We start from the raw sequence: 26,248 nt of genomic DNA, 5'->3' as shown, positions 1-26,248 counted from the left end.
TTCAACTAATCTGTCCCATTCGTATTATAAGGTCAGCCAGATATCGAAAAACACCCCAAAAGTTAGATTTATTACTCTAACTTTTGGGGTGCAGCACCCTTAGTAATTTAAGATATAGGCTTTTCTTATTAGGCTCTTATGGTATATAAATCATTTAGCCTCTTTCTTCACCTTATAATGCATTTGCACCATTTGACCATAGCGTTGTGTATTTACTAACTTCAAATCTTGAAATGGATTATTATCCTTAAACAATGGAATTCCAGAGCCTAAAAGATGTGGTGTAACTGTAATAATTAATTCATCTATTAACTGTTCCTTCATAAAGGCATCGAGAATTCCCGCTCCCCCAACCATCCAAATTTTCGACCCTTCCTGCTCCCTTAATTTTTTCGTAAACGCTACTACATCTTCATTCACAAACTCAACATGTTCGTTTTCACCACTATGTGACGTTGTGAATACATAACATTTTTTATCGTTATAAGGAAAAGACTCAATATGGTCTACAACCCAATCATAAGTTCTTTTACCCATAATAATGGTATCGATGGATTGATACATGTCGGAATAGCCGGCATCCCCTTCTCCCTCTGCTTCTTCTAGCCATTGTAAATCATCATCCTCTTTGGCAATAAATCCATCCACACTAGTCGCAATATATAAAATAATTTCTCGTGACATAACGTCATCTCCTTTTCTCTTTTGTAAAACTCATGAACAATATTTATACTAAATATAAAACATGACAACTACTGGCATGATTTAATGAAAAAGGGTGAAAAAATGTCAAAAGCAAAACGATTATTAGATATCCTGCTTTTTGTTAGTGCAAAAAAGAAATTTACTGCACAGGAAGTTGCTGATGAATTCAATATATCGATTCGTACAGTTCATCGATATATTTTAGATTTAAGCGATATGGGTTTGCCTATTTACGCTGAACAAGGACGAAACGGTGGCTATACCGTCCTAATGAGCAGACTCCTTCCCCCTATTTTATTTACAGAAGATGAGGTCGTTTCGATTTTCTTTGCGTTTCAATCACTACACTATTACCGCAATTTACCTTTTAATACGGAAATTAAATCCGCTTCTCATAAGCTTTATAGCTCACTTCAAGAAGAAGCGAAGGGTAAAGTGGATAAACTTCAATCCTACATCGCATTTTGGAATCCTAAACGAGCAATTGAAACACCTTTATTGAACGCTGTTTTAGAGGCAGCCATTGAAAACAAAAATCTACATATTCAATATGAATCCAAATCAGGTACAACTACGAAATATATTCACCCTATTGGTGTTTATGCTCATGATGGATTATGGTATATGCCCGCCTTTGATTTCTCTAAACAAAAAGTATTATTGTTTCGTGTAGATCGTATTCTTTCTATTGTAGAAAGCGAAGAAAACAAAGAGGAATTTTTAAATTTGGAGGAGTGGTTTGGCAACACCTACGAGATTAAACAACCCATTCGTTTACATGTACTATTATCAAGGGAAGGTGTACGTCAATGCAAAAGCGAACCAAGCTTTGAAGATTTAGTCGTCATAAAAGAAGATGGCACAGGTCTTATTGATTCCATTATAGACAAAGGTGAGCTTAATTTTATTAGCTCCCTCTTTTATCGACTTGGTGTACATGCTCAAATTGTAGAACCAAAAGAATTAATCAATATTTTAAGACAGCAGGCAAAAGACATCCTATCTATGTATCAAGAAAATGATTAATGGAATATGACGATTTTGTAAGATTGGCGTAACATTCATCGTTACTACTTTATGGATAATTTCCTTATACTTTGTAAGTGAGGAGGAGATAACATGCAACCAATTGAATTAAATAAACGAATTGATACATTAGATTATTTAAGGGGCTTTGCTTTATTAGGAATTATATTAGTAAATATTCCGGCATTAATGTGGATTAATCCACCAGAAACATCTATAGATATTGGATACAATAGATTTTTAACACTTTTTGTGGAAGGAAAGTTTTTCTCCATTTTTTCATTTTTATTTGGTGTTGGATTTTATATTTTTATTTCACGAGCAATGGCTAAAAATAATAACGCTAATCTTTTATTTATTAGAAGAATGATTATCTTATTGTTAATCGGACTTGTACATTTTTATTTCCAACCTGGAGAAGCATTAACCGTCTATGCAATTTTTGGCTTAATAGCGTTACCATTTTACAAAGTTCGAAAAGAGATAAACGTAACTATAGGGCTTATACTTTTAGCAGTAACAGCATTTTATGGCATCAAAATTGCTATGCCATTTCCGCTTATTTTACTGGGATTAGCTGCTGGGCAGTATCGAATTTTTGAAAAGATCAACGACAATCGTAAAAGCATATTTATCTTTACTGTTATAATGTTCTTTATTAGCATAGGGGGCTTGCTGTATCAATGGCATTATGTCCCTGAAGCAATGGTAAACATTGACAATATGACAAAAGATGAATTTACTGAACATGTGACAAACATTGAAAAGTTCTCATTAATCGGGCTACAATTTAGCCCATTTGTATCGGCATTTTATGTAGGATTATTAATACTTTTACTGCAACAACCTTTATTTCAGGCTTTGCTTTCACCATTAAAAGACTATGGCCGAATGGCATTAACAAATTATTTAGGGCAAACAGCGCTAATCTTACTAATTGGCAATGCCTTTCATCTAATTGGCAATATTCGTTTTATCCAATCTCTTTGGATATGCATAGGCATTTACATTTTCCAATTACTGTTTAGCAAAATTTGGCTTACATTCTTTAAATTCGGTCCTTTAGAATGGTTGTGGCGCATGGGTACTTATTGGACAGTTCCTTCATTGCTTAAAACTTCTACTCATTCTAAGGAACGCTCCTAAGAGAGTATAGTAAATGTTGAAAACATGGCGAATACCCAACAGAAAGTTTTTATTCTTCATAATATGGTAGTGTACCTAATTTCGCTTCCAACTTGCTCACATCTTGGGCAAGAAACACACCCCCATCATGAAATAATTATTTTTGGTCACTTTACATATAGGTAAAGTGACCTCTTTTCATATACTCTCAAAAATTTACTTTATATAAAAAACCGACAAAATCATTAAGATTTTGTCGGTACTCTGCTTATTTAGCAGCCCAAATATCTATTTCTAATTTAATGTCAGGGAGTCCTAAAGCCGTAATATAAGCAATCGTCATAGAAGGATAGGGATCTCCAAACATTGATTCCCATTGTTGATAGAAATCATCCCAATTTATTTCTTCCGTTGCCCAAATATTGGCCTTCACCACATTGTCTGCGTTTAGTCCCTCTGACTCTAAGATAAATTGAATATTTGTCAATGTATTTTTAACCTGCTCAGAAAGTGATGATGGCAATTCACCGCTAACCCCTACTCCAATCTGTCCAGATAATGCATACATTGTTGCATTCTTAGAGATTATTGTAAGATGACTATAATTTCCAACTGGGCTAGGTACTTGGATAGGATTTTTACGTGTTATTTTATGATTCATTGTTAATCTCCTTTAGGTTTTTATTTTTCTAAAAAAGGGCAGACTCGTCCCTTAACACTTAATTTTAGAAAAAAACAGCTGTTGAGAATCCAATACCCATACTTAAAAAACGTATTGATCTTTTTTTCATTTGGATCCTCCCCCTTACCTAAAGTTATTTTCAAATTACCATGTTTTTCATAAACAATCAAATCTCTACACTTTTAATTCATTTTGCTTTTTGGTGAAAATTTTCACTAATCCCAATAAGCAATAAATCAAACTTGACACAATAACACTATAAAATAACACAGTGATTGAAGTTGGCCCCCATACTTTAGCAAACTCCCAATTCGAGCCCCCAGCTAAAATTTCCGGTAACATAGTGATAAGTGCTAAAATTATTGCAACACTTAATAAATGAATAAATAATAATAAAGTCCGTTTCATATTCAAAGCAACTTTAATTCGTTGTTTTTTAACAATTTTACTCAATGTTGTTAGCAATAGAATGCTTAAAAACATCCCAAAACCTACAACAATAACACATAGAAGTGAGACAATTTTATCCAACTTTTGAAGGTTATCTGAATGCATAGCATTTACAGACTTCCCTTCCCATAAATCCATTACACCTTGACCAATCGCCGTTGTATAGCTCGAGTTCATATTGGATAATATGGCCACTCCCAATTGTTCATCAGGCTGCATAATAAAATAAGATGTAAATGTCGGATTTTCCCCGGCATGTAATAAATATTGTTTTTTGTCTCTTTCTAGAACGCCCCATCCACTAGCATAGTATGTATCCTTATCGAAAGGCTCTACAGATTGATCAGGGATATGTGATTCTTGAATAATTTTTTTATCAATCGAATAAATTTGACTATTGCCTAACTGCAGCTTTAACCATTTTGCTATATCATTTGAGTTACTTATAATATACCCAGCAGGCACATTTCCACGGTAGATAGGTGGTGTGTATTTCTGCTCTCTCATAAGTCCTATTTTATAGCCTGACGCCATCTCATTAGATTTAACTTGATGCAGCCCAACAAATGAATCATTCATGTTAATCGGCTCTAGTATTTGCTGTTTGATATACATATCAAAGGGTTGTTTTGAAACCTTTTCAATAACGAGGCCCAAAACATCGTAATTGAGTGTTGCATATTCATACGAACTACCCGGTTTTCTATTTAATGGCTGATCAAGCAATTGTTTTACAGTTAACTCAAGAGCATTCCGTTCGTTACTTTTAGGGATATTATAAATAGTGTTAGTAGGTATGCCACTTGTATGATACAGTAACTGATTAATAGTAATTGCCTGGGGCTCACCATTATATTTTAACTTTAACCACGGGAGATACTTTCGGACATCATCAGAGCGTTTGAGTAAGCCTTCCTTTTCCAATTTTAGAATGGCTAGTCCCGTGAATGCTTTCGATGTAGATCCAAGTTCAAATAATGTATCAGAGGTAACTGGTGTTTTCGAATTTACATCAGCGTAACCAAATCCTCTTTCATAAACCGTTTTCCCCTTCTCAACAATCACTACTGATATCCCTGGAATTTTACTAAGCTCCTTTTGCTCTTTAACAAATTGATCAATCTTTTGAATTTTTTCAGTTGAATCTGCATTTACGATTGTTGGCATTAAACTATAAAAGGCTACAATCATTGCAATAATAAGCATATAGATTTTTAATGATGGTTTCATTTTCATTTCTCCTTTAAGTCGATTACAAGGTAATAAATTTCCTTTATAACATCGTTAACTATAACAAGCAATTAGTACCAAATCCATCGTTTTACATGACTAAAAACATCACAACATGACAGTTTTGTAACATAGAATCTAAAATAAACACAAAAAGATCAGATTCCCATTCTAAAAAATGAGAACTGATCTTTGTTCATGATAGCAATTAGGATTTAAATTTCTGCTCTTAAAGCTTTACCCAGCTGGTGTCCAAGTCCAAAATAATGACGGAAATTATAAATTAGTGGGCTCCATTTATTTGGATCAATATAGTTTTCTTCAACAATAATTTCCTTATGTGCGTGTACATGTATTACTTGCGTCTCAACAATGGCAAAAAAAGGAGCATATTCAGGAATTCGAATATGTTTCACTCTAGCCTCAAGTTGAATGGGACACTCTGCAATTCTTGTAGGCTTTACTGATTTAGACTCGGCTGACGTTAAATTACTAATTTCATATTTATCTTTTTCAAATGTAAATCCATTCACTCTCTTATATTCAGGAACGGGGTTTTTCCCTGTAAAAGGAGCTATTTTTTCTACATTCTCCCATAATGAAGGATCTGGAACATTAATGACACATTCAGGATGTCGTTCTAAATTTTCAATGGCCTTTCCCCCTAGCCCAATTCCTAAAATAACACAATCTCCTAACACCCATGATGATGAAAGAGGGCTTATATTTACTGTGTCGTCTTCATTTAGCGTGGTTAATAAAATCACAGGTGTCCCGTAGTATAGAATTTTTGGATTAATTATTTCCGTATTAGCAATTTGAGTCATTTTATCTCCTCCTATCCGTACTTACAATTTTCATAGTACAAGATAAATATTTCAATTTTCATCGAAATATGGATTACGTTTTAAGACTTATACTTTATATTAAATGAAATAGAAAATGACCAGGCTCAACATTAATGAAGTGCCAGGTCATTTCCTTTTCGTTATCGTTTATTTTTAATAACAACTTCAGTTACAGCTAACGCTTTTCTTGGTTTAATATTTTCCATAATAATATCCGCGATGTCATTAGGATCCATTAGTGTCTTAGTTTTTTCCTCAGAAAACACTCCGTCCCAAAATTCTGTTCTCATCCCCCCCATATATACAGCACATACATGAATAGAAGTATCACTTAATTCTAGCGCTAGACTTTCTGTAAATCCTCGTACACCAAATTTACTAGCACAATAAACAGATTCCGTTACTTTACCTTCTAGACCAGCTGTTGAAACGATATTGACGATTGTTCCTTCATTTCGTTCTTTCATACCGTTTAACACTTCTTGTGTGCAGAAAATTGTTCCTTTTAGGTTAATATCAATCATTTGATGAACTGAATCCTCATTCAAGTTTTCAGCATGCTCAAAATAGCCAACACCTGCATTATTAATTAACAATTGAATAGATCCAAATTCCTCTTGTATAGAATGAATGACTTGAGCGACCATTTGTTTCGAAGTAACATCGACCTCATAAATAGAATACCCATTGGTTAAAGTTTTAGCTGTATTCTCAAGCTTTGATTTCGTTCGACCGAGTAAACAAATGTGATTTCCTAAAGACGAATATTTTTTAGCAAGCGCTGCGCCTAAACCACTGCCAGCCCCTGTTATAACCACGATATTTTTGCTCATATTGATCATCCTCTCTCGCGGTTAATTATACCAGAATTGGAACTTCTATCAATATCATCACACCTGCCTATTCAATAAAGTACCGATCCCTGTCGCCCTTATGACGCTCAATAATCTCAGTTATATAATAATGCCTCTGCATAATTTCATCCGGAGGCTTTAACTTCTTAGGTAATCCACTTTTCTTGATGCATTCGCCATAATAATTTAACGATTTTGTTGGGTTGTACTCCATTATTAATTTCGAAATAAAGAACCTGTTAGAATCCATATTCTTCAAATTACAATGTAAATGAATATAAGAGCATTACAAACGACCTAAAACTAAGAGATCTATTGCAAGTGAATTTAACATATTGAGGTTTCGGCATTTATTATTTTGCCATTTTCGTCATTAATATAGTCCGTTCCATTCTCACAGTTATCTTTATTTTCCCATTTAACAATATATTCGTTTCCTTTATGACTAACTGACTTAATTTCAACTTTACCTATGTTTTTTGCTTGGCTTTTTAACACAACTGATTTTGCCTGTTCTTCTGATATTTTTGGCATCGACTTTTGATTACATCCGCACATTACCATAATCAAGGATATACATAATATTGTAATTATCTTCCTCAAATATTTTCACCTCCATATCCACTTAGATTTTACAAATATATCCACGATACACCATCTTTAAAGTAGAGAGTATATAGGAGATACTTCTGCAAGGTAGAAAGTAATAGCTCAATCACTTGCTAAAGCAGAAAGATTTAGATAGTTCTTTTAATCAATTTCTACATTTTTATAGAAAATTGATTAAAACGCTTAGAGCATTTCAATAGGTGCTGAATACTATGAGTATGTAATCTGCAGATTATAAATCTTTTATTTTGAAGGAGGTGAATATCAATTGCCTTTAACTACTGGTCCAATTGAAAATACAGGAAATCAACCAGCTAATGCAGCTAGCGTTCGTATCAAAATTCTCAATCTAACAAGTGGTACACTAACTGGAGTAGTAAGAGTTTTTAGACTTAACGGTACTAGACGATTACTATCAAGTACTCCATTTGCTGTAAATGCCAATGCTTCTACTTTTATAACTCGAAGTGTAGCAGGTTCTTTTCAATATGAAGTTGAAATCGTTCCTGATCAAAATGGCGGATTATATAGTGTATACGGAAGAACAGCTTTAGGTGTTATTATTGCTGCTCAAAGGGTTTTGAATTCAGAATTATCAGAGTTTTAATAATAGAAACAAATCTTTACTAACATTCTTCGTTTAAAGTATTTAAAGGAAAATCAAGTGGGGTACATTTGAGATCAAACTTCTCCATTGTACCCCCATTTACACAATGCTAAATAAGTAACGAGCTGAGGATCTAAATTTAATTAAATTTGTTCAATCCTGATCAAGACACTTCTCTTTTATAGTTCCCCCGATTCATTCACTTTTATCAAAAAAATGAAGATGATACCTACCTAAAAGCACATCACTTCCCAATTAATAGTAGTTATTTCTTTAGAAAGATAAAAAGTTAATTAGGTATAAATAACCACACCATTTTTGTTCATTTCGACGCATATAAGTTCCAATTCATTGATACTCCCATGTCAATCGACACTTTTATGTCATTTTTTGGTTATTCAATACATATATTATTATATTTATAAACAAAACGACATAATTTCATCGAATACAGAATATAATTTTGGAGGGTGTTAAATGAATACAATTAAATCTTTAATTTTCCCCCAAGACTTGCATAAATTAAGCAAAACTCAACTCAAAGAGATTTGTAATAAAATGGCTTTAGAAACATCCGGCAATGTTAATGAATTAGCAAGTAGAGTGTGGAACTCTTTTGAGCATATTGAAGGCGATGTTCTTAAAATGATCAGCAATAATATTTTCTCTGGAGCAGTTTCTTTAGCTTGGTACCAGGCGATAAATAATACTGGTTTAAAAGGTTTTAAACAAAGTATTATTGATAAAATGCCTTTTAATCCTTTTGAAACAGTAGTTACTCCAAACAGTGAAAATGTTCCTATTGATCCTACAATTATTGCCGCTGCTGAAATCGAAGGTTCTCAAGCATATTATTTAAGATTTATTCATAGAACTGGTGTTAATGTTGATTACTATTTAACTAACCGAAGAGAATACATTAAGCACGAAATAACAACAGTTTATATTGATGAAGACAAGGGAATAATTGAAGTACGAGCAAGTTCAGCTGTTGCAAAAAAAATTATTGCTTGGTTAACTAAAATAGTCGATGATAAATATGAGTTCAAACAACATGATTTTTTAGAGAAATATGGGGGTACTCTTGAGTCTTTAGCTGATACACTTCAAGGAAGGCTTATTGATGCTACAGGAAGACCAGCAGGATTAGTAAATACATTTGAAGAAACACAGGGTCAATCAATTGTGAGTATACTTTCTGCCATTGATGAATACTATACTAGTGGAGAATTATCAATTCTTGAGCAAAATTTAAATAGCGAAGATATTACCGGCATTTTAGAAACAACACCTTTTACTTTGTTACTTTTAAGTGGTCTTGAAACAATAGGATTAGGTAGTATTAGAGAACTACGAGGTTTACCTTTATACAATTATTTAGAACCTTACCTGTCCAAACAAAAAGGGTCCATATTATTTGAACATAGTGTTAATGGCGTTAAACAAGAATATTCTATTCGAATCGGCGTCAATACAAAAACATTTAAGTTCAATGTATTTGCGTCTGAACCTGTATTGGATTATATTAGAGAAAAATTGATTTACCAAATTTATTCTGCGAGGTAAAAGTATTGAGCAATTTAAAGCCATGGGAAATTTCTCAAAAAATAGATAATGCACTAGAGGCAATTGCTAACAGTAAAATTGAAAAATTTTACCATAGTTATATTGCAAACATAACTAACTTACCTCTTGGAGTAGTTATCGATAAATTATCTGAATTAGAAAAACAAGAAGCGCTCATTATAAAATTAGAATTTCACTGCGAGGAATGTAGTAAAAGTATTATAACTGCTAATAAATCTGAACTTGAAAATATTGATTCCATTTCTTGCAAGTATTGTGGTTCAGAAAATTGTTTCGATCCCTTAAACGCAATTCCAATAATTGAATTAAGTAAGGATTTCAGACAAAGTTTTTCAAAAAAAAAATTAATAACAAAAAGGAAAATGTCGGGATAAGTAAACAAAATAAACCTGAGAGCTTAAGAGAAATTATTGATCTTTTAGCACAAGAAAATTCTGAACAAGTATTAGAGAAAGTATCAAAACTCGGGCAAATTACTATTATCTTAGGAGATGGTTATATGGGTGAATCTAGTAAATATGGTGGTCTAACTTTTGGAGAAAACAAAGGTAATATAACTATTGAAAACAATGGTACACTCAATCAAGGGATAGCAAGCCTTCCTAATGACATTATCAATGCTTTACAACAGCTTCACGAAGAAATTCAACACCTAGCAGAGGAACAACGAGAGATTGCAGAAGCTAATTTCGAACTTCTTCAAACTCATATAAACAATGGAGATAAAGAGAAAGCTAAAAAACCATTAGAGAAATTAACTAGTATACTAGGTGTTATCACCTCTATTATATCTATCGCTTCTGCCTTAGGACTAGGAATTCCTTTAAAATAATAAATACTGACAAAACAGGGGTACAAAAATAATTTGTACCCCTGTTTTGTTTTTTATCTAAATATATTATGTTCATAAATGCGTTATCTATAATTAAGGTTTAATAATTTTCTGGAATGCAGACATTAAGCTTTCCTTTGATTTGCATCAAACTTTAATGACATTCATTTAAGGTATTAAAGGTAAATAAATCGGGGTACATCTGGGGTACATTAAAATTTATTGATTTGTCCCCCACTACATTGGAACTTTTAAGTAAATAAAATCGGGCAGGTGTAGGTTTCTTATTTTTTAGTTAACACTATTTATTACCTCAAATTATTAAATAAAATTTAGTAAAAGTCACTCATTATTTTTTAAAATGAGTGACTTTCTATTTTTTACCAGATAATAGCTAATTTATTCTCCTCATGCTTTCTTTTGTAACATCAATGCCGAAAGTTTGCAATTTGATCGAATGTGTTCAATGTAGTAATTTGCTATTTTGTGTAATGTCTTGTTGTCCATACGTTAGCATTTATGTAATTTTATCTACTTTATCCAATTACATACTGACAACACTTACCATTATTGATACAATTTAATAGTACTAACAACATATACAAAGGAGTTTACTTTACAATGAAGAAAAGATTAATTTTCAGTGCAGCACTTGTACTAAGTTTAGGTTTAGCTGGATGCGGAGAAACAAAAAAAGACACTACACAACCCGTACAAGCAGATGCAGAAAAAAGCAAGGAACAAGAAGTTCAAAAATCAAAAACTTTAGCTATCGGCGATTCTGCTGAATTTAAAGATTCTAAGTTTACATTAAAATCTGTAAGCACAACTGACGACCGTAATCAATTCGATAAAACAAAACCAAATAAGGTAATTAAAGTTGAATATGAATTAGAAAATTTGTCTGATAGCGAGTTACCTTATGGTATGGATTTAACTGTATATGATGGGGCTGGAAATAAAATGGAATTATATGCTCTAGATAACAGTATGGGGGCCGTTGCCAGTGGTAAGAAGGTTCAAGGTGTTCAACACTTTGGTATCATGGAAGGTGGAAAAATCGAAATTCAATATAAACCTGTTATTTCATTCGATGATCCAGCAGTATTTGAAGTAGAAGTTAAATAATGTATGTTCTCCACAGATTATTGCGGAGGTCTTATCACAAGCCACTACACAAATTGTAGTGGCTTTTATTTTCATATGAAACTATTCATCGCTTCTTTTGTCTCAATAGAATACACCTCTTCTTTATGAATGACTGGCTCATTTCTGTCTATTCTTATCTCGTTGCCTGAAACTCGTTTCATTCTACCTCAATCAGTCTTCTACATACTTGCTAAAATTTAGTGGTTTTTCATTTAGTGGGTTGATTTGCTCAGCGTGTTTCAACAATGCGAGATCATTTCGTCTGTAGTGTTAAAGCGCCTAATCCATTTAACGCTTGTTGGAACGCTAATAAGCGAATAAACGATACCATATACATCTTGTTTCATTCGTTCATCTACAAGTTTTAATGGTTCTAGCGTTAGGTATTCTTTGTTAAACGAATCTGAGCAAGTGATAATTCAAAAACGTATTGATCGAGTTGTAAATTTGGAGCTACAGGGTTCATAGCAGATACTAACTTGGAAAGATATAGACTTCAAAATTAGAAGATGATGATTATGTATTTATTACTGCGAACTTAGAACCAATAAGTAGTAGTTACATCGTTAAAATGTTTAATGCCTTAAAAAATAGACCATCAAATAGAAAGATTTTCTGCACATATATTGAGACACACTTTTGTGATTATTTTAATAGTAGAAGGTGTAGCTGTAACAACGGTGGCTAAAATAATTGGAGATACACCTGAAATGGTGATGAAGGCATATGCGCATTCACTTGATTATGAAGAACTTAGAGCTACTAAAATTCTTTCATCATTGATAAAACTCAAGTGAATCACTTTTTTTAAGCAAATTTGGGGTACAAAGTGGGGTACAAGTTATTCTTGTACCCATTAAACCTTGATATATAAGCATTTGTAGAACTATCTAAATATATTGTGTTCATAAAGGTAATCATACGAAAGATCGACGAACAAATACTCATGATCGTTAATAGCAATCGAAAATGTTCTTGTAATTTCCCCTGTCTCGATATCTCGATAAAGCTCTGAGATTTCTCCGCTTTGATCATTGCGCATTTTAATAATTGTTTGTAAGAAGTATGGACGCCAACTCCAATTTTTATTGATTGCTCTTGGTTGCAATTCCCACTGTCCATCTATACGCATTACGTTCGGAGATAATTGGAAGCCATCTTCATTACAAATATATACTCGGAACGAATAACTATCCAACAGCTGGGCTAGTTGCTCTAAATGTGTGATGTTGTCACTAGAAGGTTTAACACGATGGACAATCGTTTCTAGCTCCTCCCTCAACTTTTTCAACTCGAAATATTGCACCTCTAAAATTTTCTTTTCAGAGGTAATAAACTGCTGGCACTCTTCCTTAAAACGCTCCTTTAAAATATCCTTCTCTACGAATGTCATTGCCGGGTTTGCCAAATAGCGGCCCTGATAAAACCGGCCCCCATTTTTCCAAGCAAACTGTAATTGATAAACAGTTTCGATTCCTTCAAATAAGAGATTTGCGCCAATTTTATAAGCAAGACTACCTATTGCCGAGATCATATCTGACTGTGCAGACCAAGAATCATAATTTAAATCTCGAATATTGACTTTTAAAATTTGTGGTGATAATAAAGCAATGTGCTCTAAATGACTCTCCGCTCCCACTTCCTGAACGGCAATTTTGACACCAAAAGTCGTAAAGTAACGTACTGCATGGTGCAGCTTATGAATATCACCTAAAAAACGATGCTCAGAAACAACTAATACAATTCGATGTAAATCCTCTTCACTTATATATTGTTGAATAATATTAAAATGACTTTCACCAAAATCCTGCATCAGTAAGTTCGGGTTACTAGGAATATAAATATCAACATCCTGACCGATTTCTTCTACTTTGGCTAATGCAGCATGTAGAATTTTATGTTCCATGTCAATACGATATTCTTCTGGAATATCTTCGTTATTCACAAAGTCTTTTAAATTAATTTGTTGACCCTCAATTTGTAACTGTCCGGAAATTTCGTAGGCAATCACCGTATGCGCATCCGCGCTAAATATAGGTTGAAAATACCCATGTATCTGATCTAAATTTGTTAAAACTTCAATTGCATCCATTGTCGAAACCTCCATACATGATGTTATCCAAGAATAACATTACATTCACAGCTCATTACTTGAAAAAAAGCTCTCTGAATGTATAATAATTTGTTTAAAGTAAATTGGCAACTTCACATGGCGTTATTTTATGGAATAAATCTGTCCTAAAATTTAACAAACTCCCACATATCTGATTTATTAATAAGTCTAAATAGCCCTCAAAAGCTCTTCTTACAGGCTTTCTGTTCATCCCTTTAAAGCACAATGTAAATTATTTCTTCTGATAACAGACTAGTGCTTTAACCTGCAGGCTTATGTTTAAGCGCATTTTTTCAAAAATTTTATCACTATTAACGACTTTTTCGCAAAACAGGTTGCTTAAGTACGATTGCGAAACTCAATATGCACTCATTAAATTTTCATGTATTACTGTGTAAGAAAATCCCACAGAATTCCTTTATCATTATAACTTATGCAACAATTCAATGTGAAAGCCATGATAAACTAAAGGTTTTTATCCTATATCCTAATTATTCAGCCTTTCACCCACTCCAAATTATTTAGTAAAAAAAGCAGTATTCCTAAGTAAAGATAATACCCTACAGGAATACTGCTCATGACTATTCTGACATAAAGAAATACCAAATAATCGTAATTGCAATTAATGATAAGATAACTGCAATTGTTACACGAAGTGGTGAAATTGGGGCATCCCCACCTACTCGACCTGTTTGTCCGTTTACCATAAATCGATAAATTTTCTCTTTGTAGCGGAATGAAGAAAGCCAAATCGGCAACATTAGATATTTGTATGTAATATCATCATGAGTTGTTGAGAAATGTAAATTGGATACTACATCCGCGTTATGTTCCCAACGTATTTTTGAGGTAATTTGTGCATTCAAATGATTTGAAATTTCCCTCTTAGCCTGACTCCATCCGTCCTGTAAACCAATACTGTAGCGTTCTGATAAAAATCCAGATACATATTCTGGTTTATAGGCTTTATTATTAAGTAAATTAAAGGGTTCTATCTTTCGCATCATATTACGATCATAACGAGTTGTCGCACTTATTAAATGATCATCAATAAATTCCTGATAAAAACCACTTGTAGAATACCAATCTGTTTCAGTTCGAGTATTTCCCTCTTTGTCTGTAACTGTGCGATGTCTACCATATCTTGCGGAATACCTTGAGCTTGTTTTTGTATCAAAAGTCCAATATGGAAGATAAACCCCTTTGAATGAATCAGGCTTTGCACTATCTTTTGCTGCTCTTGGTGTAAACCATCTTCCCTTAATCCAACTTTGGAAGTTCTCACCGGCTTGCTTATCTGTTATCTCAAATGCGCATACCCCGTTCGGTGCTAGTGTATTTTCAGCACTAGCCTCCATAACCTGATTAGAACCACAGTATGGGCAACTATCAGCTACCTGTAATGCATCATAAATCGTTTCTGCCGCACATGATTTACAAATGACTGTTTTTTTCTCAACACCCCAGTTAAAATTCCCACGTTTTTCAGCCATTGCAAAATCCATTTCCTGGGCAACTTTTTCCTCTTGCTTTTCTGGGGCTGCAATTTCAGTCTCATAGCCACAATAAGGACATGTTAGCTTTCCAGTTGCTGGGTTAAATTCAATGGATGCACTACATGATGGACACTCAGCGTCAAAATCAAGCTTTACTTGTTTAGCATTTTCAGCATCTTGCGTTGGCATCATTAGTCATCTCCTTACTTAACATCATTCTCATCAAACACATCACCACATTCTGGACAGAATTTTGGTGGGTTTGCAGGATCCTCTGGATGCCAACCACATTTATCGCAAACGTATTGTAATGCTCCTGAAGGTTTTTTAGCACCACATTCGCTACAGAATTTGCCTTTGTTGACAGCACCACATGTACAAGTCCATCCTTCTTCTGCTGGTTTTGGTGATCCACAATTTGAGCAGAATTTACCTGTATTTTCGCTACCACATGCACATTTCCATGTAGCTGAGTTCGTCGCTGTTTGTCCTTGCTGGGCTGCCTGTTTATTTTGCTCATTCATTTGATAAAGCTGTCCTGCATTAACACCACCTGCTTGTGTCGCCATGTTCATGCCCATAAATCCTGCCATGGCACCACCATCATTATTGGCTGCTGCAATCATTGCTTCTGCCTGAGCACCAGTTAAATGAGCCGCAGCCATACCTGGATCACGCATCACTGCATTGCGTTGTAATTGTTTAATCATTGCTTCATCTTCTTCAGACGCTTTTAAAGAACTAATGCCAAATGATACAACTGCTAAACCACGAGTTGCTAGCCATTTCTCTGATAGCACTTTATTAAGAGCATCTGCAAGAGCGACCGTATGCGCAGGAATTTCACTATAACGTACTCCGCTAGCTGAAATATGTGCAAAAGCCGGCTGTAACGCAGTCATCAATTCCGTTTTTAATTGGCTATCGATTGCATCTCTTGTAAATTCACGCTCAACGTTTCCACACACATTTGTATAGAATAATAATGGATCGACAATTTTATATGAATATTCGCCATGGCAACGAATAGCAATATCAATATCTAGACCGATATTACGATCGATAACTCGGAAAGGAATCGGTGCTGGTGTCCCATATTTATTTCCTACGATTTCTTTTTTATTAAAATAATATACACGCTGATCCTTTGCAGGTTCTCCTCCAAATGTGAAGCGTTTACCAATCTGCTTGAATGTTTCCATAATACCTTCTGACAAATCATTGCCATACATTATCGAAGGCTCTGTGGATGTATCATAAACATACTCGCCAGACTCCGCAGAGAACTCCACAACTTTTCCTTGCTCGACAATCATCATACATTGACCTTCATTTATAGCAATAATAGAGCCATTACTAATAATGTTGTCATTGCCTTTATTTGACCCTCGTTTAGAGGTACGTTTAAAACCCTTTGCCACAAGAACATCCGCTGACAGTGACTCACAATAGAAATATTCACGCCATTGATCTTCTAGAACACCTGCTAATGCGCCAACTCCTGCTTTTAATAAACCCATATTTATTCCCACCTTCAACTTATATACTTAAAAAGTATTTTATCATTAAAAATAAACTAATCATTATGTAGTACGCATAAAAAGGACATTTTGTTTCATTTTTTTAAACTTCTCTATAAAAAAGAGATAGCTCCTAAGGAACTACCTCTTTCGTATTGTTGTACAAAAGCGTTTTTTAATGGATCACAGCGTTTCTTATGAAAATGCGGAAATAGCCACAAGCACCCAGGCAATGATAAATAACAGACCGCCAATTGGGGTAATTGCTCCAAGCTTTTTCACGCCTGTAACAGCTAATACATATAAACTACCTGAGAAAAACACAATACCTGCCACCATTAAGTATCCTGCCCAAGAAAGCATACTAGAAGCTCCTAAAAGGGCATCACTCGATAAAATACCGAGCCCTAGTAAACCTAATGCATGATACATATGGTATTGCACCGCAGTTTCCCAAACGGTAGCGTAGTATGGTGTCGCAAATTTATCTTTTAATGCATGTGCTCCAAAAGCGCCTAGCACGACACCAAGACAAGCCATAATTGCACCTATCGCCAATAAAAGTTCCATGTATGATTCTCCTATTTCGTCTCACGTGCGATTTCTTTGTATTTCGCATCCCATGCCGGATCAATTTTACTTAAGGACACCGGACGTAACGTATCTTTTTGCGCTAGAATATGTACTGACTGAGCAGTCGCTGCAATCGTGCCATCTTCATGTAAAATTTCATAGCCATAAGTTGTACGTAGACGATCGTGCTTTTCCACCCATGTACGTACCGTTGCCACTTGTCCATAGTGCATAGCAGCCTTATAAGAAATGGATAAATCCATCACCGGAGATACATAACCGTCTTTTTCTAACTCAGCATACTCAAATCCTGCATCATTTACTAACTGAGAACGGCCTATCTCCATCCAAATGATATAGTTCGCATGATACACAACGCCCATTTGGTCGGTCTCAGCATATCGAATTTCAATTTGTTTTTCACTAACAAACATTTTCTTCACCTCGTCCTACATTATAGCGTAAAAATATTGATTTGGCGGTGTTTTTGCTCTGTTGATTAAGAAAAGATAAAAAATCTGTTTTTACAAAAATTCGAAGTTCAAATATAGAAAACATTTGGTTATAAATGTTAGTTTCTGTTTTTACCCCTTGTACTCCACTTATTTGGGGTACACATAAATATAAAATTATATGACACCGAGCATGTGCAAAATTTTTGCCAGAAAAAAAAGCCACTCATTAATTTTTTAATGAATGGCTTTTAAACGCTCTATAATTATTTCCTCTACTTGTGTTTTTAAAGCTTGCTTGGCAAAACGTTTCAGCTGTTTTACAGTCACATCACTAAAAATTCATCTATACTTACCTACTTGACTACCTCTATATTTTTCTTAGTAAGTATACTTTTTTTGTAGTAACTATTTTGTATATTTTTTTAATGTTGTTTTCTTAAAGATTGTTGTTTGGTTGATTTAACAACGTTAAGGAATCCGCTGTATATGCAAGTTTTTATTCAAAATATGATTCAGTGCAATTTCTTTTGAACAGCATTGAAAGCTTTGTTGTATCTAAGTTCAAACTTTAGTGCATAAAAAGGTGTACATGAATGAAATACAGAAAAACACTTAATACATGGTAGACAACGTTTTAAGTGTTTTATTTCGTCCCAAAACTTTCATTTGGGAACGTTATTTAAAGTTATTTTGGATGTATCATTCAGAAATGCAAAGTGGATTTTTAGTGGTACTTTAGCCAAGAACCTTCAAGTTGAATTATTTCTCCACCTTTTATTACACGATAAACTTAACTCCTCTATTTGGTGTAGATTTATTTCTTACATAAAAATCACCTAATTGAATGACAATATCGTAATCCCTTTGTTCTGTAAATATTCTTCTAATTCATCATAACGTTGTGCATGAATATTTGAGCGTATAGTAGGAAAAATTGCGAAAAAAACAATATAACTTCTGACAAAAATACTTACAATTATTCGTGCCAACTTTCTTCTTTTTCGACAGATTATTAATGTTGTAGTAACAGCCGCTATTAACACATAATTACAATACCTATTAGAAATAATAAATCTACTGGATGCAAAAAATCCCCCTCACACCTCAATAATTCTTTGCCAATTAAACACTCGTAGTTGTATGTAATTTAATTATCGTTCCCAAAGCACCGTTTGGTAACAATTCTCATAAATCTGACTAGCCCCACTAAGAACATTCCTCATATCAGTGTCCACCATATTTTCATCTTGGATATCATTAAATGCAATACGTTTTTGTTGCCCCGATACCATACTTGGCTGTAGATGCAGCAGCTGTTAGTGAATCAAGCTCATCCTTCATTCTCATGGTCTTACACATGTTGTCATGATTCTTCTTTATTGCCTTGTCTAATTGGTAACGATTTAATTCTGTTTTCTCTTTTAACATAGGTTTGCCCTCCTACGGTGTGATTTAATAATTTTGAGAAACCTCAAAGGGCATAAACCAATTATGAGCTGTAGTGTCTGCAAACGCTGCAGCTTTTTTATTTTTAATCTAATTTCCGAGTCTATCAACTATTTAAAACTACATTTTCAACATAGTTATAGTAGTGTTAAGTAAATTCACTTAACTAACTTACAGTGTGATCACTCCTGTAATTACTTTTTAGCCATTTCTTCTTAAGGAGATGGCTCTTTTTCATCCTTTTCTCACATTTTTATAGTTTTACAAATGTTTTCAATTCCCATTACATACATTAGTTTCGGGATAGCACCTGTTGCATGGCATCGCCCCAAGTTGTTTTGCATTAAGCTATCCCGCCAATACATTTCACATTTTTCGTTGTAGTGCGTGACGACATTGCGGCTTTCTTAATGTATAAGGAACTTCAATTTGCACAGATTAACGTTGATTGTATCGCACGCACTTACTAGGTTGTGGCGCTAAATTGTTACGTCTAAACAAAACTAAAGGTTGGTTAGTTTCTCTGCCAATGCATGTGGATTATCCTGAAAAATAATTTTGATTAAAACAGACAAACCGTCTCTCCCCAGTTTAAAAGCTGGGGATTTTTTTTGACTCTTTCTTCATACTGATTAGTAAAACTGAAGGAAGTTCAGTGAGAATATTTTTTTATTTCATTTCGAATTGAGAAAGTCTAGATACCAAGGTACATAATTAAGTAAGAATTTATCTAGATGGAATGGCCATTGCTAAAATAGAACTTCTTGTCCTTTTAAACCATTGGTAAAATAGTAAGTAAACGAGTCCGATTTCAATCGCATCTCCGCCATAATACATAATCATAGCACCTAGTTCTGCCTGTTCGGTGGGGACATGATTAGGTGGATAAGCATAAATATGTTTGGACAATATCGAATGAGCCGTTAATGCTACTAATAAAACAATTGAGCGAAAAACATAAGATAGTTGATGTGGAGTTGGATCGATATATATAAAGGCAATGGTAAACAAAAAACCTGCTAGAAAAATATGAATGTGAATCAAAATAAATAAAAGTGAACTTTCGTGCATCATGTTAAAGAGTGGTGTAGTATAGAGCAACCATAAACCACCTACATTCAGAATAGACGCTATGATTGGATTGCGCACAAAACTAAAGTAAGAATTTCGTAGTATACAGGAAATACGACGAGCCATTTCCACTGGGATAGATCTCAAGAATAGAGTAATTGGAGCTGCAAGCGCGATAAGGATCGGTGCTAGCATTCCAAGCAATAGATGACCAATCATATGTGCTGAAAAATTAACATGTGTAAGCTCTGCTAATGGACCGATTAATGTTACAATGGCACATATATGCCCAAGAATCCAAAATATTGTGCGAAAATAAGGCCATTTTTTTTTATGTTGATTTGAGAGAATGACTGCAACGAAATAAGTGATAAAAGAAATCATAAACGGCAAAACTAATATCAGCTGTACAATGATGGAGACATTTTGGGTGTAAGTTTCATGTGAATGCAAGGTTGAATCCTCCTAACGTTTTTGTTGGTTAGTTTGTATTAGTAAAACAATACCAATAACAATTAAAATTGCTGCTAATACATTCCAACCTAAATCATAGGGAAGAATATTGACTTTATAGCGTATTTGATGTAACCTCATGAACTTGTGTTGAATGATACCATCGTATAGTTGAAACGCTCCTGCCCCAAGAAAAATACCTCCAAGCCATCTTTTTAACCAAAATCCACTTTTCCGATGAAGATCAGCAAGTAAAAAGGAAGAGCCAATCGTGGCAAAAAAGCTAAATGCGTGAAATAATCCATCAGAGACTAATCCGATATTAGCAGTGGATTTATCATAGAAATGGTGCCAATGTAATAATTGATGGAAAATTACCTCGTCTATAAATGCCACTACGCCAAAACCAAATAATAAACCTGTCCACATATTACGTTGCCCATACTGAAAACGGTTTTCGTGTTTATGTTTTTTCTCCTCATGCAAATTAGATATGGTCAACCCAATCACCTCAATTAAAATTTTAATTAGTTTATCCATGAGGTTAAGAGATTTAAACAATTTACAAGACTGTCACTAGTAATATTACGCACTTATTAGGTTGTGGCGGTAGTTGATTGTCACGGCCTCCCCTCACTAGTCACCTAGGGTCACTTCCAACTCAGTGATCTTTTTAATATTGTTCATTAGTAAGCTATAGCATTTGAAAAGTTTATGCTTCATCAATGTTATTTTTGGACAGATTTTTTCCTCATCATTTTTAATTTCAATTTCAAAGTAAGATATATGGCTTAATTAAATATTTGTAATACCAGTACACTATAAGAAACGGGAACAAATAAGAAAAAAATGTTAGATAAATATTCCATCCATTTGCGTAAATAATCCATCCCACATAAAAACATAATAGTTCTAACAAAGTGGTGAGTAGAGACATAAAAACAACAACAAAATAAGGATTCTTACTTGTCCTAATGAAAAAGACTAAGTAACAAGCCAAGATAGGATAAAACCCTAACTCAAAAGGTAAAGATGCTAGATTTTTTTGTTTTGGAAATGGTGTTACCTCCCAAAAACCAAAATAATAAGCTACTGTATTTACAAAATAGGAAATTACACTAGAAAACGGAGCAACTAAAATCAATAACAATTTATCTTTTTTAAAAAGATGCACTATACCAATAAACCAAGGAAGAACAAAAGCCAAGATTATATTTGAAATCATTATCATACTATCCTTTTTTAGGTAGTATATACCGAACCTTTAATTTTAAACTGTTTTACTTCTGAAACGATCATCGAAGTTTCAAGTTTACTTGGGTCTACGCCCTTACTTCCTTACCGACTGTCAACCACCCTATTCAATTGTCACCTCGGCTCTAGGCTGTTCTGAATAAAACTTCCTCACATTCATCTCAACAATTTGAGAGTCATCATGCCAAATAATCTTGTTATTACTTCCTTTCATGATATGATGATATAAAAAATTGAGCAGGTGCAATACTACAAAATCATCATAAAAAAAAGTCACTCATTATTTTTCAAATGAGTGACTTTTGTGTATTATTTATTATCTTCTACATATTTCATTGCACGAGATAGGAGTGCTGTCATGTGAGCACGAGTTAATTCGTTATGGGTTTAAATTTTTCATCAGAATATCCAATTGTAATACCAGCTTTTGCTGTAGCTAGTTTAACGTAATTGCAAATTCCGAGTTCGGCGAGCCAGCAAATACAACTGTTCCGTTCTTTGGCAGTTTTACTTTGTTATTGCCGCTCACAACAGTAAAATTGACGCATACACCTTCCTCATCATACACCGCGAACGAACTCTTTGATGGCAACGCCACGGTCATCGTTTTCCCTGCTGCCGCTTGTGGGATCGTAAACCATTTCGCATGCCCATTTGCTTGCAGCGTAACTTTGGATGATTGGCCTGCATCCAGCGGTTTTACGTTGGATTCACTTACAAATAAAGATCCGGACATCTCCATATATTCATCTCCGCCTTCTGTATAGAAACGGGCTTCTGACGTATCCCGGCCACCCATCACAGGTATTTGGAACTGATGCATCGCCGTGTTAGGGCCTGTAATTTTTCTGCTTTCCCAATAGCCATCTATGCCTTCTTTGCTATTAATTTGTGTGGTAGACATCATTAAATATTGTATAGAACTAAATTTCTCGCTCACAAGATAGAAGTTTACACCTTCCCGCTTCGCCCATGCTGCAGTGGTTTCCTTAGATAGCACATTGTCTTCTAATTTCTCGGCTACATATTGAGTAATCATTACTTGCCCTAAGCCTGGTAACGATATAAATGTGCTCTCCTTCAAATATGTTCGTCTATTCTTCTCTGTGACGAAGTTGAACTTGGAGGTACCTTCCGCGTTAATAAAGCTTCCATCCGCAGTATATACATATTTTGCTTCTGGAATAGATGGTAAGATCAGTTCCCCATTCTTAGTAATTTCTATTTTGAATTGACTGAAACTATTGCCGTAAAAACCCGCTTGCTTTGCTACGTCTTGAGGCATCTTGGCCTTGACCGGCTTGCCAAAGGATTTGTTCGGCTTGATATCCTTAATTGTGCCCTTCTCTTTAAGCGCGGCGAGCAGTATATCAGTCGCCATCAGTTGATTTGTAGTGCTGCTACCACCGGAGGACAACACAGCAACTGCCATCTTCTGTTCAGGAAGTACGACCAGTGAAGCATGTTGCAGTGCCGTGTCGCCACCTTTAGCCAAGCCCTTTATCCCATATTCACTGAATGGATATAGTTTCACACTATCCCAGCCAAGACCATAGTTGACAATATTACCTCCATCCCCTGGCCACATTCCTTTTTTATATTCCTCTTGCTCCATCGCCTTGACTGCCTTATCAGAGAGGATTCCTTTTTCCTGTCCCATAAATATTTGTGAGAATCGCACCATATCTTCTGCTGTGGAAGAGATCCCTCCCGTACCAATCACATTCACCGATTCAGTAGGAAGTTGCCCTTGGAACGTTGGAAAATAAAGACCAGCTCGCTTATCATCTTCCCATTTGTCCTGCGGTGTTTTCGTATTATTTAGCTTTAAGGGTTCTGTAAACCGTTGATGTATAAATTCGGTAAAGCTCATACCGCTGACTCTTTCCACCATAATCTCGGCTAGCGTAAAACCGTCGTTGCAGTATACAGAGAACGCGCCAGGATCCGCCTTCAAACTCTGGTTGGACAATTGCTGCAACAAGTTATCATGAGCATAGGTATCATTATCATTAAATAAAAATGAATTACTAAGCGTACTACCTTGTAAGCCGGAGGAGTGGTTCAACAACATACGTGGCGTAATGCTTTTATAACGTTCGTCTTTCATTTTGAAATCAGGAACATAGTGGACAACAGGAGTATCCAAATCGACTTTTCCTTCGTCGACCAATTTCATCACAGCCGCCGTTGCATACATTTTACTGACTGAACCAATCCCGTATAGGGTATCTTTGGTCAGCGGCTGTTTCCCTTTCATATCGTTCTTGCCTGCCTGACCCGACAAAATAAGCTTGCCATTATCAATTAGCGCATACTGCACGCTAGTCGTCTCATAGGATTTCGTAAGTAAAGTAGCTTTCTCTGCCGCGATCTTTTTAAGTTCTTGAATAGCCAATTCTTGGCTGGCCACAACCGTAGTTTGACTGGTAGAAGACGCCATCGCCCCCGTTGATAGGCTCATCGTTAACGCTAAAGTAGCAGCTAACACCGCAGATAGTTTATTTTTCATAAAAGAACTGCCTCCTTGATTTCTAGACATACACTTTCTAAAACAATAATTAATGCCCCACAAATAAAATTTTTTTGTTCACTTTAATACCTTTATTGCCCCCCTTAATCAAGAAATATTTACCATAAATAGAATATCAAAGTTTTATTTACTCGTAAATACAATGATAGACTGATACCCTATCAGGCTTAAGACTTATTGTTAATAATGACTAAGTAAATAATAAAGACCCGTTCGGCAATTAGCTTTGCTGGTCATCTTCTATTTTGCAGCTACTTATTTGCAAGTTCGCAAGTGTAGCTGTTTTTCTTCTTCTTTGGCTGCTTCAGCGCCAAGAAGTGTACTGGTTTTAAGTCACCATAGCTTACCGTCTGGCTGAATCTTTGCCCTAAAATATGCTAACGCTTACCATGCTAAGGATAAGGCTCGTCTATTGCGGTAAACTATTTAATTGTAATTGCCAAATTAGCTCACTTATTAAATCTCGCTAGTGCTGCGCCACGTTATATTTGTAAAGCTAATTGTGTTTTTATTTATATTATCAGCCTTACCATTAGCTATTGGAAAAGTGGTTACAGGTTAGGAAATAAAAAAAATTTCCCGGGTAAGCGCAAGAAATGACAAGTTTAGTCTTACATTCCAACACCAAGTGACTTATTTCATCGTTATCCCCCCGCTTGCTGGAATATTTAAGCAGGTAAAAGGACTTTATGGGGTACGTTACTGTTCAACGATTAATTCCTCAAGGACTGATTCATCTTCCATAACTGAATAGTTACTTTTAAACGAAATTTGGGTACAGAACATCCAACTCCCTATTCTCATATCAGGGCGTATTCAGATGTTTCAGTAACTGGAGTTGATTATAGTGAAGCTACTTTTTACGATGAGGAAGGAAATGTAATTAAACCGTCAATCGATAATGATACTAATTTAATAACACCTTTTACTTAGTGGTAGCACTGGTGGATGTTGGAGGTAACGGTCCAGGTTATAACAAGAGGTACAGTGTACGTTGGACTTCTTGCACCTTCTGTAGATATGAGATTTAAGGCAGATTTTTGTAATATAAGGAGCTTATGACAAAATCTCCAGAGTTTACTCGACAGCTATAGATGCATATGAAATGAATTTTCTAGTTCAAGGTGTATTTCGTCCAAAGGAAACATTTAATTATTTGGCATATGGTGAAATAAAAACACAAGAATATGTAATAAATATGGAAATCTTCACACAAATTATGTATATTTAAGATTAAGTAATGATACTTAATGGGTGGATTCTTCACTGTAATCACCTTAACAACGAGAGAAGGTTATTTAAGTGGCAATAGAAGGTTTATTCGCTCTAATTATTGAACCAGCCTTATGGTCTCTAATTGTATTTTTTGGCTTTCAGACAATTATTGTTATCTTCAATATGGCTGATACGAAAGCAAAAAAATATTCAATCGTCACTAGTGTCTTAGTGTTTTTATTAGTTATTTCAGATGATATTATGAGATTAATATCAATTTGGAATATCTGAATAAAAAAGTTGTTCAATTTTATTTTGTAGACAGACTCAAAAAATTTAAAAATTGTCTACAAACTGAACCAGGTACTCTTTTAAGTACCTGGTTTTCATTTATTTAGATATTCACTAATTAATT

27 protein-coding genes are annotated in these 26,248 nt (G+C 34.6%); 10 read left to right on the top strand and 17 right to left on the bottom strand.

Annotation, left to right across the window (positions count from 1 at the left end; genetic code table 11):
- Positions 1-150: 150 nt before the first annotated feature.
- Positions 151-684 carry a dihydrofolate reductase family protein gene (locus JNUCC51_RS23140; RefSeq protein WP_337989956.1) on the bottom strand — a complete coding sequence of 178 codons (534 nt, stop codon included), beginning with the start codon at positions 682-684 and terminating at the stop codon, positions 151-153.
- Between the two features lie 102 nt (positions 685-786).
- On the opposite strand from JNUCC51_RS23140, the gene JNUCC51_RS23135 reads away from it, so the two are divergent.
- Together JNUCC51_RS23135 and JNUCC51_RS23130 are read left to right on the top strand one after the other, a co-directional pair.
- Positions 787-1,731, top strand: a complete 945-nt coding sequence (locus JNUCC51_RS23135) for a helix-turn-helix transcriptional regulator (RefSeq protein WP_337989955.1) — start codon at positions 787-789, stop codon at positions 1,729-1,731.
- A gap of 93 nt (positions 1,732-1,824) precedes the next feature.
- On the top strand, positions 1,825-2,877 hold the full coding sequence (locus JNUCC51_RS23130) for a DUF418 domain-containing protein (protein WP_337989954.1): 1,053 nt from the start codon (positions 1,825-1,827) through the stop codon (positions 2,875-2,877).
- A gap of 247 nt (positions 2,878-3,124) precedes the next feature.
- Here JNUCC51_RS23130 and JNUCC51_RS23125 read toward each other — a convergent pair whose 3' ends face one another.
- The 5 genes from JNUCC51_RS23125 to JNUCC51_RS23105 form a co-directional block, all read right to left on the bottom strand.
- Complete coding sequence (locus tag JNUCC51_RS23125; RefSeq protein ID WP_337989953.1) at positions 3,125-3,517, bottom strand: RidA family protein; 393 nt, start codon at positions 3,515-3,517, stop codon at positions 3,125-3,127.
- Between the two features lie 195 nt (positions 3,518-3,712).
- Complete coding sequence (locus JNUCC51_RS23120) at positions 3,713-5,218, bottom strand: serine hydrolase domain-containing protein (protein ID WP_337989952.1); 1,506 nt, start codon at positions 5,216-5,218, stop codon at positions 3,713-3,715.
- 215 nt (positions 5,219-5,433) lie between these two features.
- Complete coding sequence (locus JNUCC51_RS23115; RefSeq protein WP_337989951.1) at positions 5,434-6,045, bottom strand: flavin reductase family protein; 612 nt, start codon at positions 6,043-6,045, stop codon at positions 5,434-5,436.
- 161 nt (positions 6,046-6,206) lie between these two features.
- The gene (locus JNUCC51_RS23110; RefSeq protein ID WP_337989950.1) at positions 6,207-6,899 is read right to left on the bottom strand and encodes an SDR family oxidoreductase; all 693 of its coding nucleotides are present in this window, start codon (positions 6,897-6,899) and stop codon (positions 6,207-6,209) included.
- 348 nt (positions 6,900-7,247) lie between these two features.
- Complete coding sequence (locus tag JNUCC51_RS23105) at positions 7,248-7,523, bottom strand: hypothetical protein (RefSeq protein WP_337989949.1); 276 nt, start codon at positions 7,521-7,523, stop codon at positions 7,248-7,250.
- A gap of 274 nt (positions 7,524-7,797) precedes the next feature.
- Between JNUCC51_RS23105 and JNUCC51_RS23100 the strand changes: the two genes are divergently transcribed.
- The 6 genes from JNUCC51_RS23100 to JNUCC51_RS23075 all read left to right on the top strand — a co-directional run bounded on the left by JNUCC51_RS23100 (position 7,798) and on the right by JNUCC51_RS23075 (position 12,501).
- The gene (locus JNUCC51_RS23100; protein ID WP_337989948.1) at positions 7,798-8,136 is read left to right on the top strand and encodes an ATPase; all 339 of its coding nucleotides are present in this window, start codon (positions 7,798-7,800) and stop codon (positions 8,134-8,136) included.
- Positions 8,137-8,613: 477 nt separating this feature from the next.
- Positions 8,614-9,702 carry a hypothetical protein gene (locus JNUCC51_RS23095; protein ID WP_337989947.1) on the top strand — a complete coding sequence of 363 codons (1,089 nt, stop codon included), beginning with the start codon at positions 8,614-8,616 and terminating at the stop codon, positions 9,700-9,702.
- 5 nt (positions 9,703-9,707) lie between these two features.
- Positions 9,708-10,097, top strand: coding sequence for a hypothetical protein (locus JNUCC51_RS23090; protein ID WP_337989946.1), 390 nt, complete (start codon positions 9,708-9,710; stop codon positions 10,095-10,097).
- 125 nt (positions 10,098-10,222) lie between these two features.
- The gene (locus tag JNUCC51_RS23085) at positions 10,223-10,555 is read left to right on the top strand and encodes a hypothetical protein (RefSeq protein WP_337989945.1); all 333 of its coding nucleotides are present in this window, start codon (positions 10,223-10,225) and stop codon (positions 10,553-10,555) included.
- A 621-nt stretch (positions 10,556-11,176) separates the two neighbouring features.
- Complete coding sequence (locus tag JNUCC51_RS23080) at positions 11,177-11,683, top strand: DUF4352 domain-containing protein (RefSeq protein ID WP_337989944.1); 507 nt, start codon at positions 11,177-11,179, stop codon at positions 11,681-11,683.
- Positions 11,684-12,345: 662 nt separating this feature from the next.
- A complete protein-coding gene (locus JNUCC51_RS23075) occupies positions 12,346-12,501 on the top strand; it encodes a hypothetical protein (protein WP_337989943.1) in 156 nt (51 codons plus the stop codon).
- Between the two features lie 89 nt (positions 12,502-12,590).
- Here JNUCC51_RS23075 and JNUCC51_RS23070 read toward each other — a convergent pair whose 3' ends face one another.
- The 11 genes from JNUCC51_RS23070 to JNUCC51_RS23020 all read right to left on the bottom strand — a co-directional run bounded on the left by JNUCC51_RS23070 (position 12,591) and on the right by JNUCC51_RS23020 (position 24,597).
- Complete coding sequence (locus JNUCC51_RS23070) at positions 12,591-13,796, bottom strand: EAL domain-containing protein (protein ID WP_337989942.1); 1,206 nt, start codon at positions 13,794-13,796, stop codon at positions 12,591-12,593.
- A 602-nt stretch (positions 13,797-14,398) separates the two neighbouring features.
- Positions 14,399-15,502 carry a TFIIB-type zinc ribbon-containing protein gene (locus tag JNUCC51_RS23065; protein ID WP_337992284.1) on the bottom strand — a complete coding sequence of 368 codons (1,104 nt, stop codon included), beginning with the start codon at positions 15,500-15,502 and terminating at the stop codon, positions 14,399-14,401.
- A gap of 14 nt (positions 15,503-15,516) precedes the next feature.
- Positions 15,517-16,833 (bottom strand): SPFH domain-containing protein, encoded by a 1,317-nt coding sequence (locus JNUCC51_RS23060; RefSeq protein ID WP_337989941.1) that lies wholly within the window; start codon positions 16,831-16,833, stop codon positions 15,517-15,519.
- Positions 16,834-17,028: 195 nt separating this feature from the next.
- Positions 17,029-17,403 carry a DUF423 domain-containing protein gene (locus JNUCC51_RS23055; RefSeq protein ID WP_337989940.1) on the bottom strand — a complete coding sequence of 125 codons (375 nt, stop codon included), beginning with the start codon at positions 17,401-17,403 and terminating at the stop codon, positions 17,029-17,031.
- An 11-nt stretch (positions 17,404-17,414) separates the two neighbouring features.
- Positions 17,415-17,840, bottom strand: coding sequence for an acyl-CoA thioesterase (locus tag JNUCC51_RS23050; protein WP_049664899.1), 426 nt, complete (start codon positions 17,838-17,840; stop codon positions 17,415-17,417).
- Positions 17,841-19,118: 1,278 nt separating this feature from the next.
- Positions 19,119-19,289, bottom strand: a complete 171-nt coding sequence (locus JNUCC51_RS23045) for a hypothetical protein (protein ID WP_337989939.1) — start codon at positions 19,287-19,289, stop codon at positions 19,119-19,121.
- 744 nt (positions 19,290-20,033) lie between these two features.
- Positions 20,034-20,831, bottom strand: a complete 798-nt coding sequence (locus JNUCC51_RS23040) for a cytochrome c oxidase assembly protein (RefSeq protein ID WP_337989938.1) — start codon at positions 20,829-20,831, stop codon at positions 20,034-20,036.
- A 12-nt stretch (positions 20,832-20,843) separates the two neighbouring features.
- The gene (locus JNUCC51_RS23035; protein WP_443137019.1) at positions 20,844-21,260 is read right to left on the bottom strand and encodes a DUF2243 domain-containing protein; all 417 of its coding nucleotides are present in this window, start codon (positions 21,258-21,260) and stop codon (positions 20,844-20,846) included.
- A gap of 343 nt (positions 21,261-21,603) precedes the next feature.
- Positions 21,604-22,056, bottom strand: coding sequence for a CBO0543 family protein (locus tag JNUCC51_RS23030; RefSeq protein ID WP_337989936.1), 453 nt, complete (start codon positions 22,054-22,056; stop codon positions 21,604-21,606).
- A gap of 132 nt (positions 22,057-22,188) precedes the next feature.
- Positions 22,189-22,245, bottom strand: coding sequence for a hypothetical protein (locus JNUCC51_RS23025; RefSeq protein ID WP_337992283.1), 57 nt, complete (start codon positions 22,243-22,245; stop codon positions 22,189-22,191).
- A 276-nt stretch (positions 22,246-22,521) separates the two neighbouring features.
- A complete protein-coding gene (locus JNUCC51_RS23020; protein ID WP_337989935.1) occupies positions 22,522-24,597 on the bottom strand; it encodes a serine hydrolase domain-containing protein in 2,076 nt (691 codons plus the stop codon).
- 1,126 nt (positions 24,598-25,723) lie between these two features.
- Here JNUCC51_RS23020 and JNUCC51_RS23015 point away from each other — a divergent pair.
- Together JNUCC51_RS23015 and JNUCC51_RS23010 are read left to right on the top strand one after the other, a co-directional pair.
- Positions 25,724-25,849 (top strand): hypothetical protein, encoded by a 126-nt coding sequence (locus tag JNUCC51_RS23015; protein ID WP_337989934.1) that lies wholly within the window; start codon positions 25,724-25,726, stop codon positions 25,847-25,849.
- A 71-nt stretch (positions 25,850-25,920) separates the two neighbouring features.
- Positions 25,921-26,124, top strand: a complete 204-nt coding sequence (locus JNUCC51_RS23010) for a hypothetical protein (RefSeq protein WP_337989933.1) — start codon at positions 25,921-25,923, stop codon at positions 26,122-26,124.
- The last annotated feature ends 124 nt before the right edge of the window (positions 26,125-26,248 follow it).

Source organism: Lysinibacillus sp. JNUCC 51 (genome assembly GCF_015999525.1).
GTDB classification, from domain to species: Bacteria; Bacillota; Bacilli; order Bacillales_A; family Planococcaceae; genus Lysinibacillus; species Lysinibacillus xylanilyticus.
This window is presented reverse-complemented; position numbering and strand designations above follow the sequence as displayed.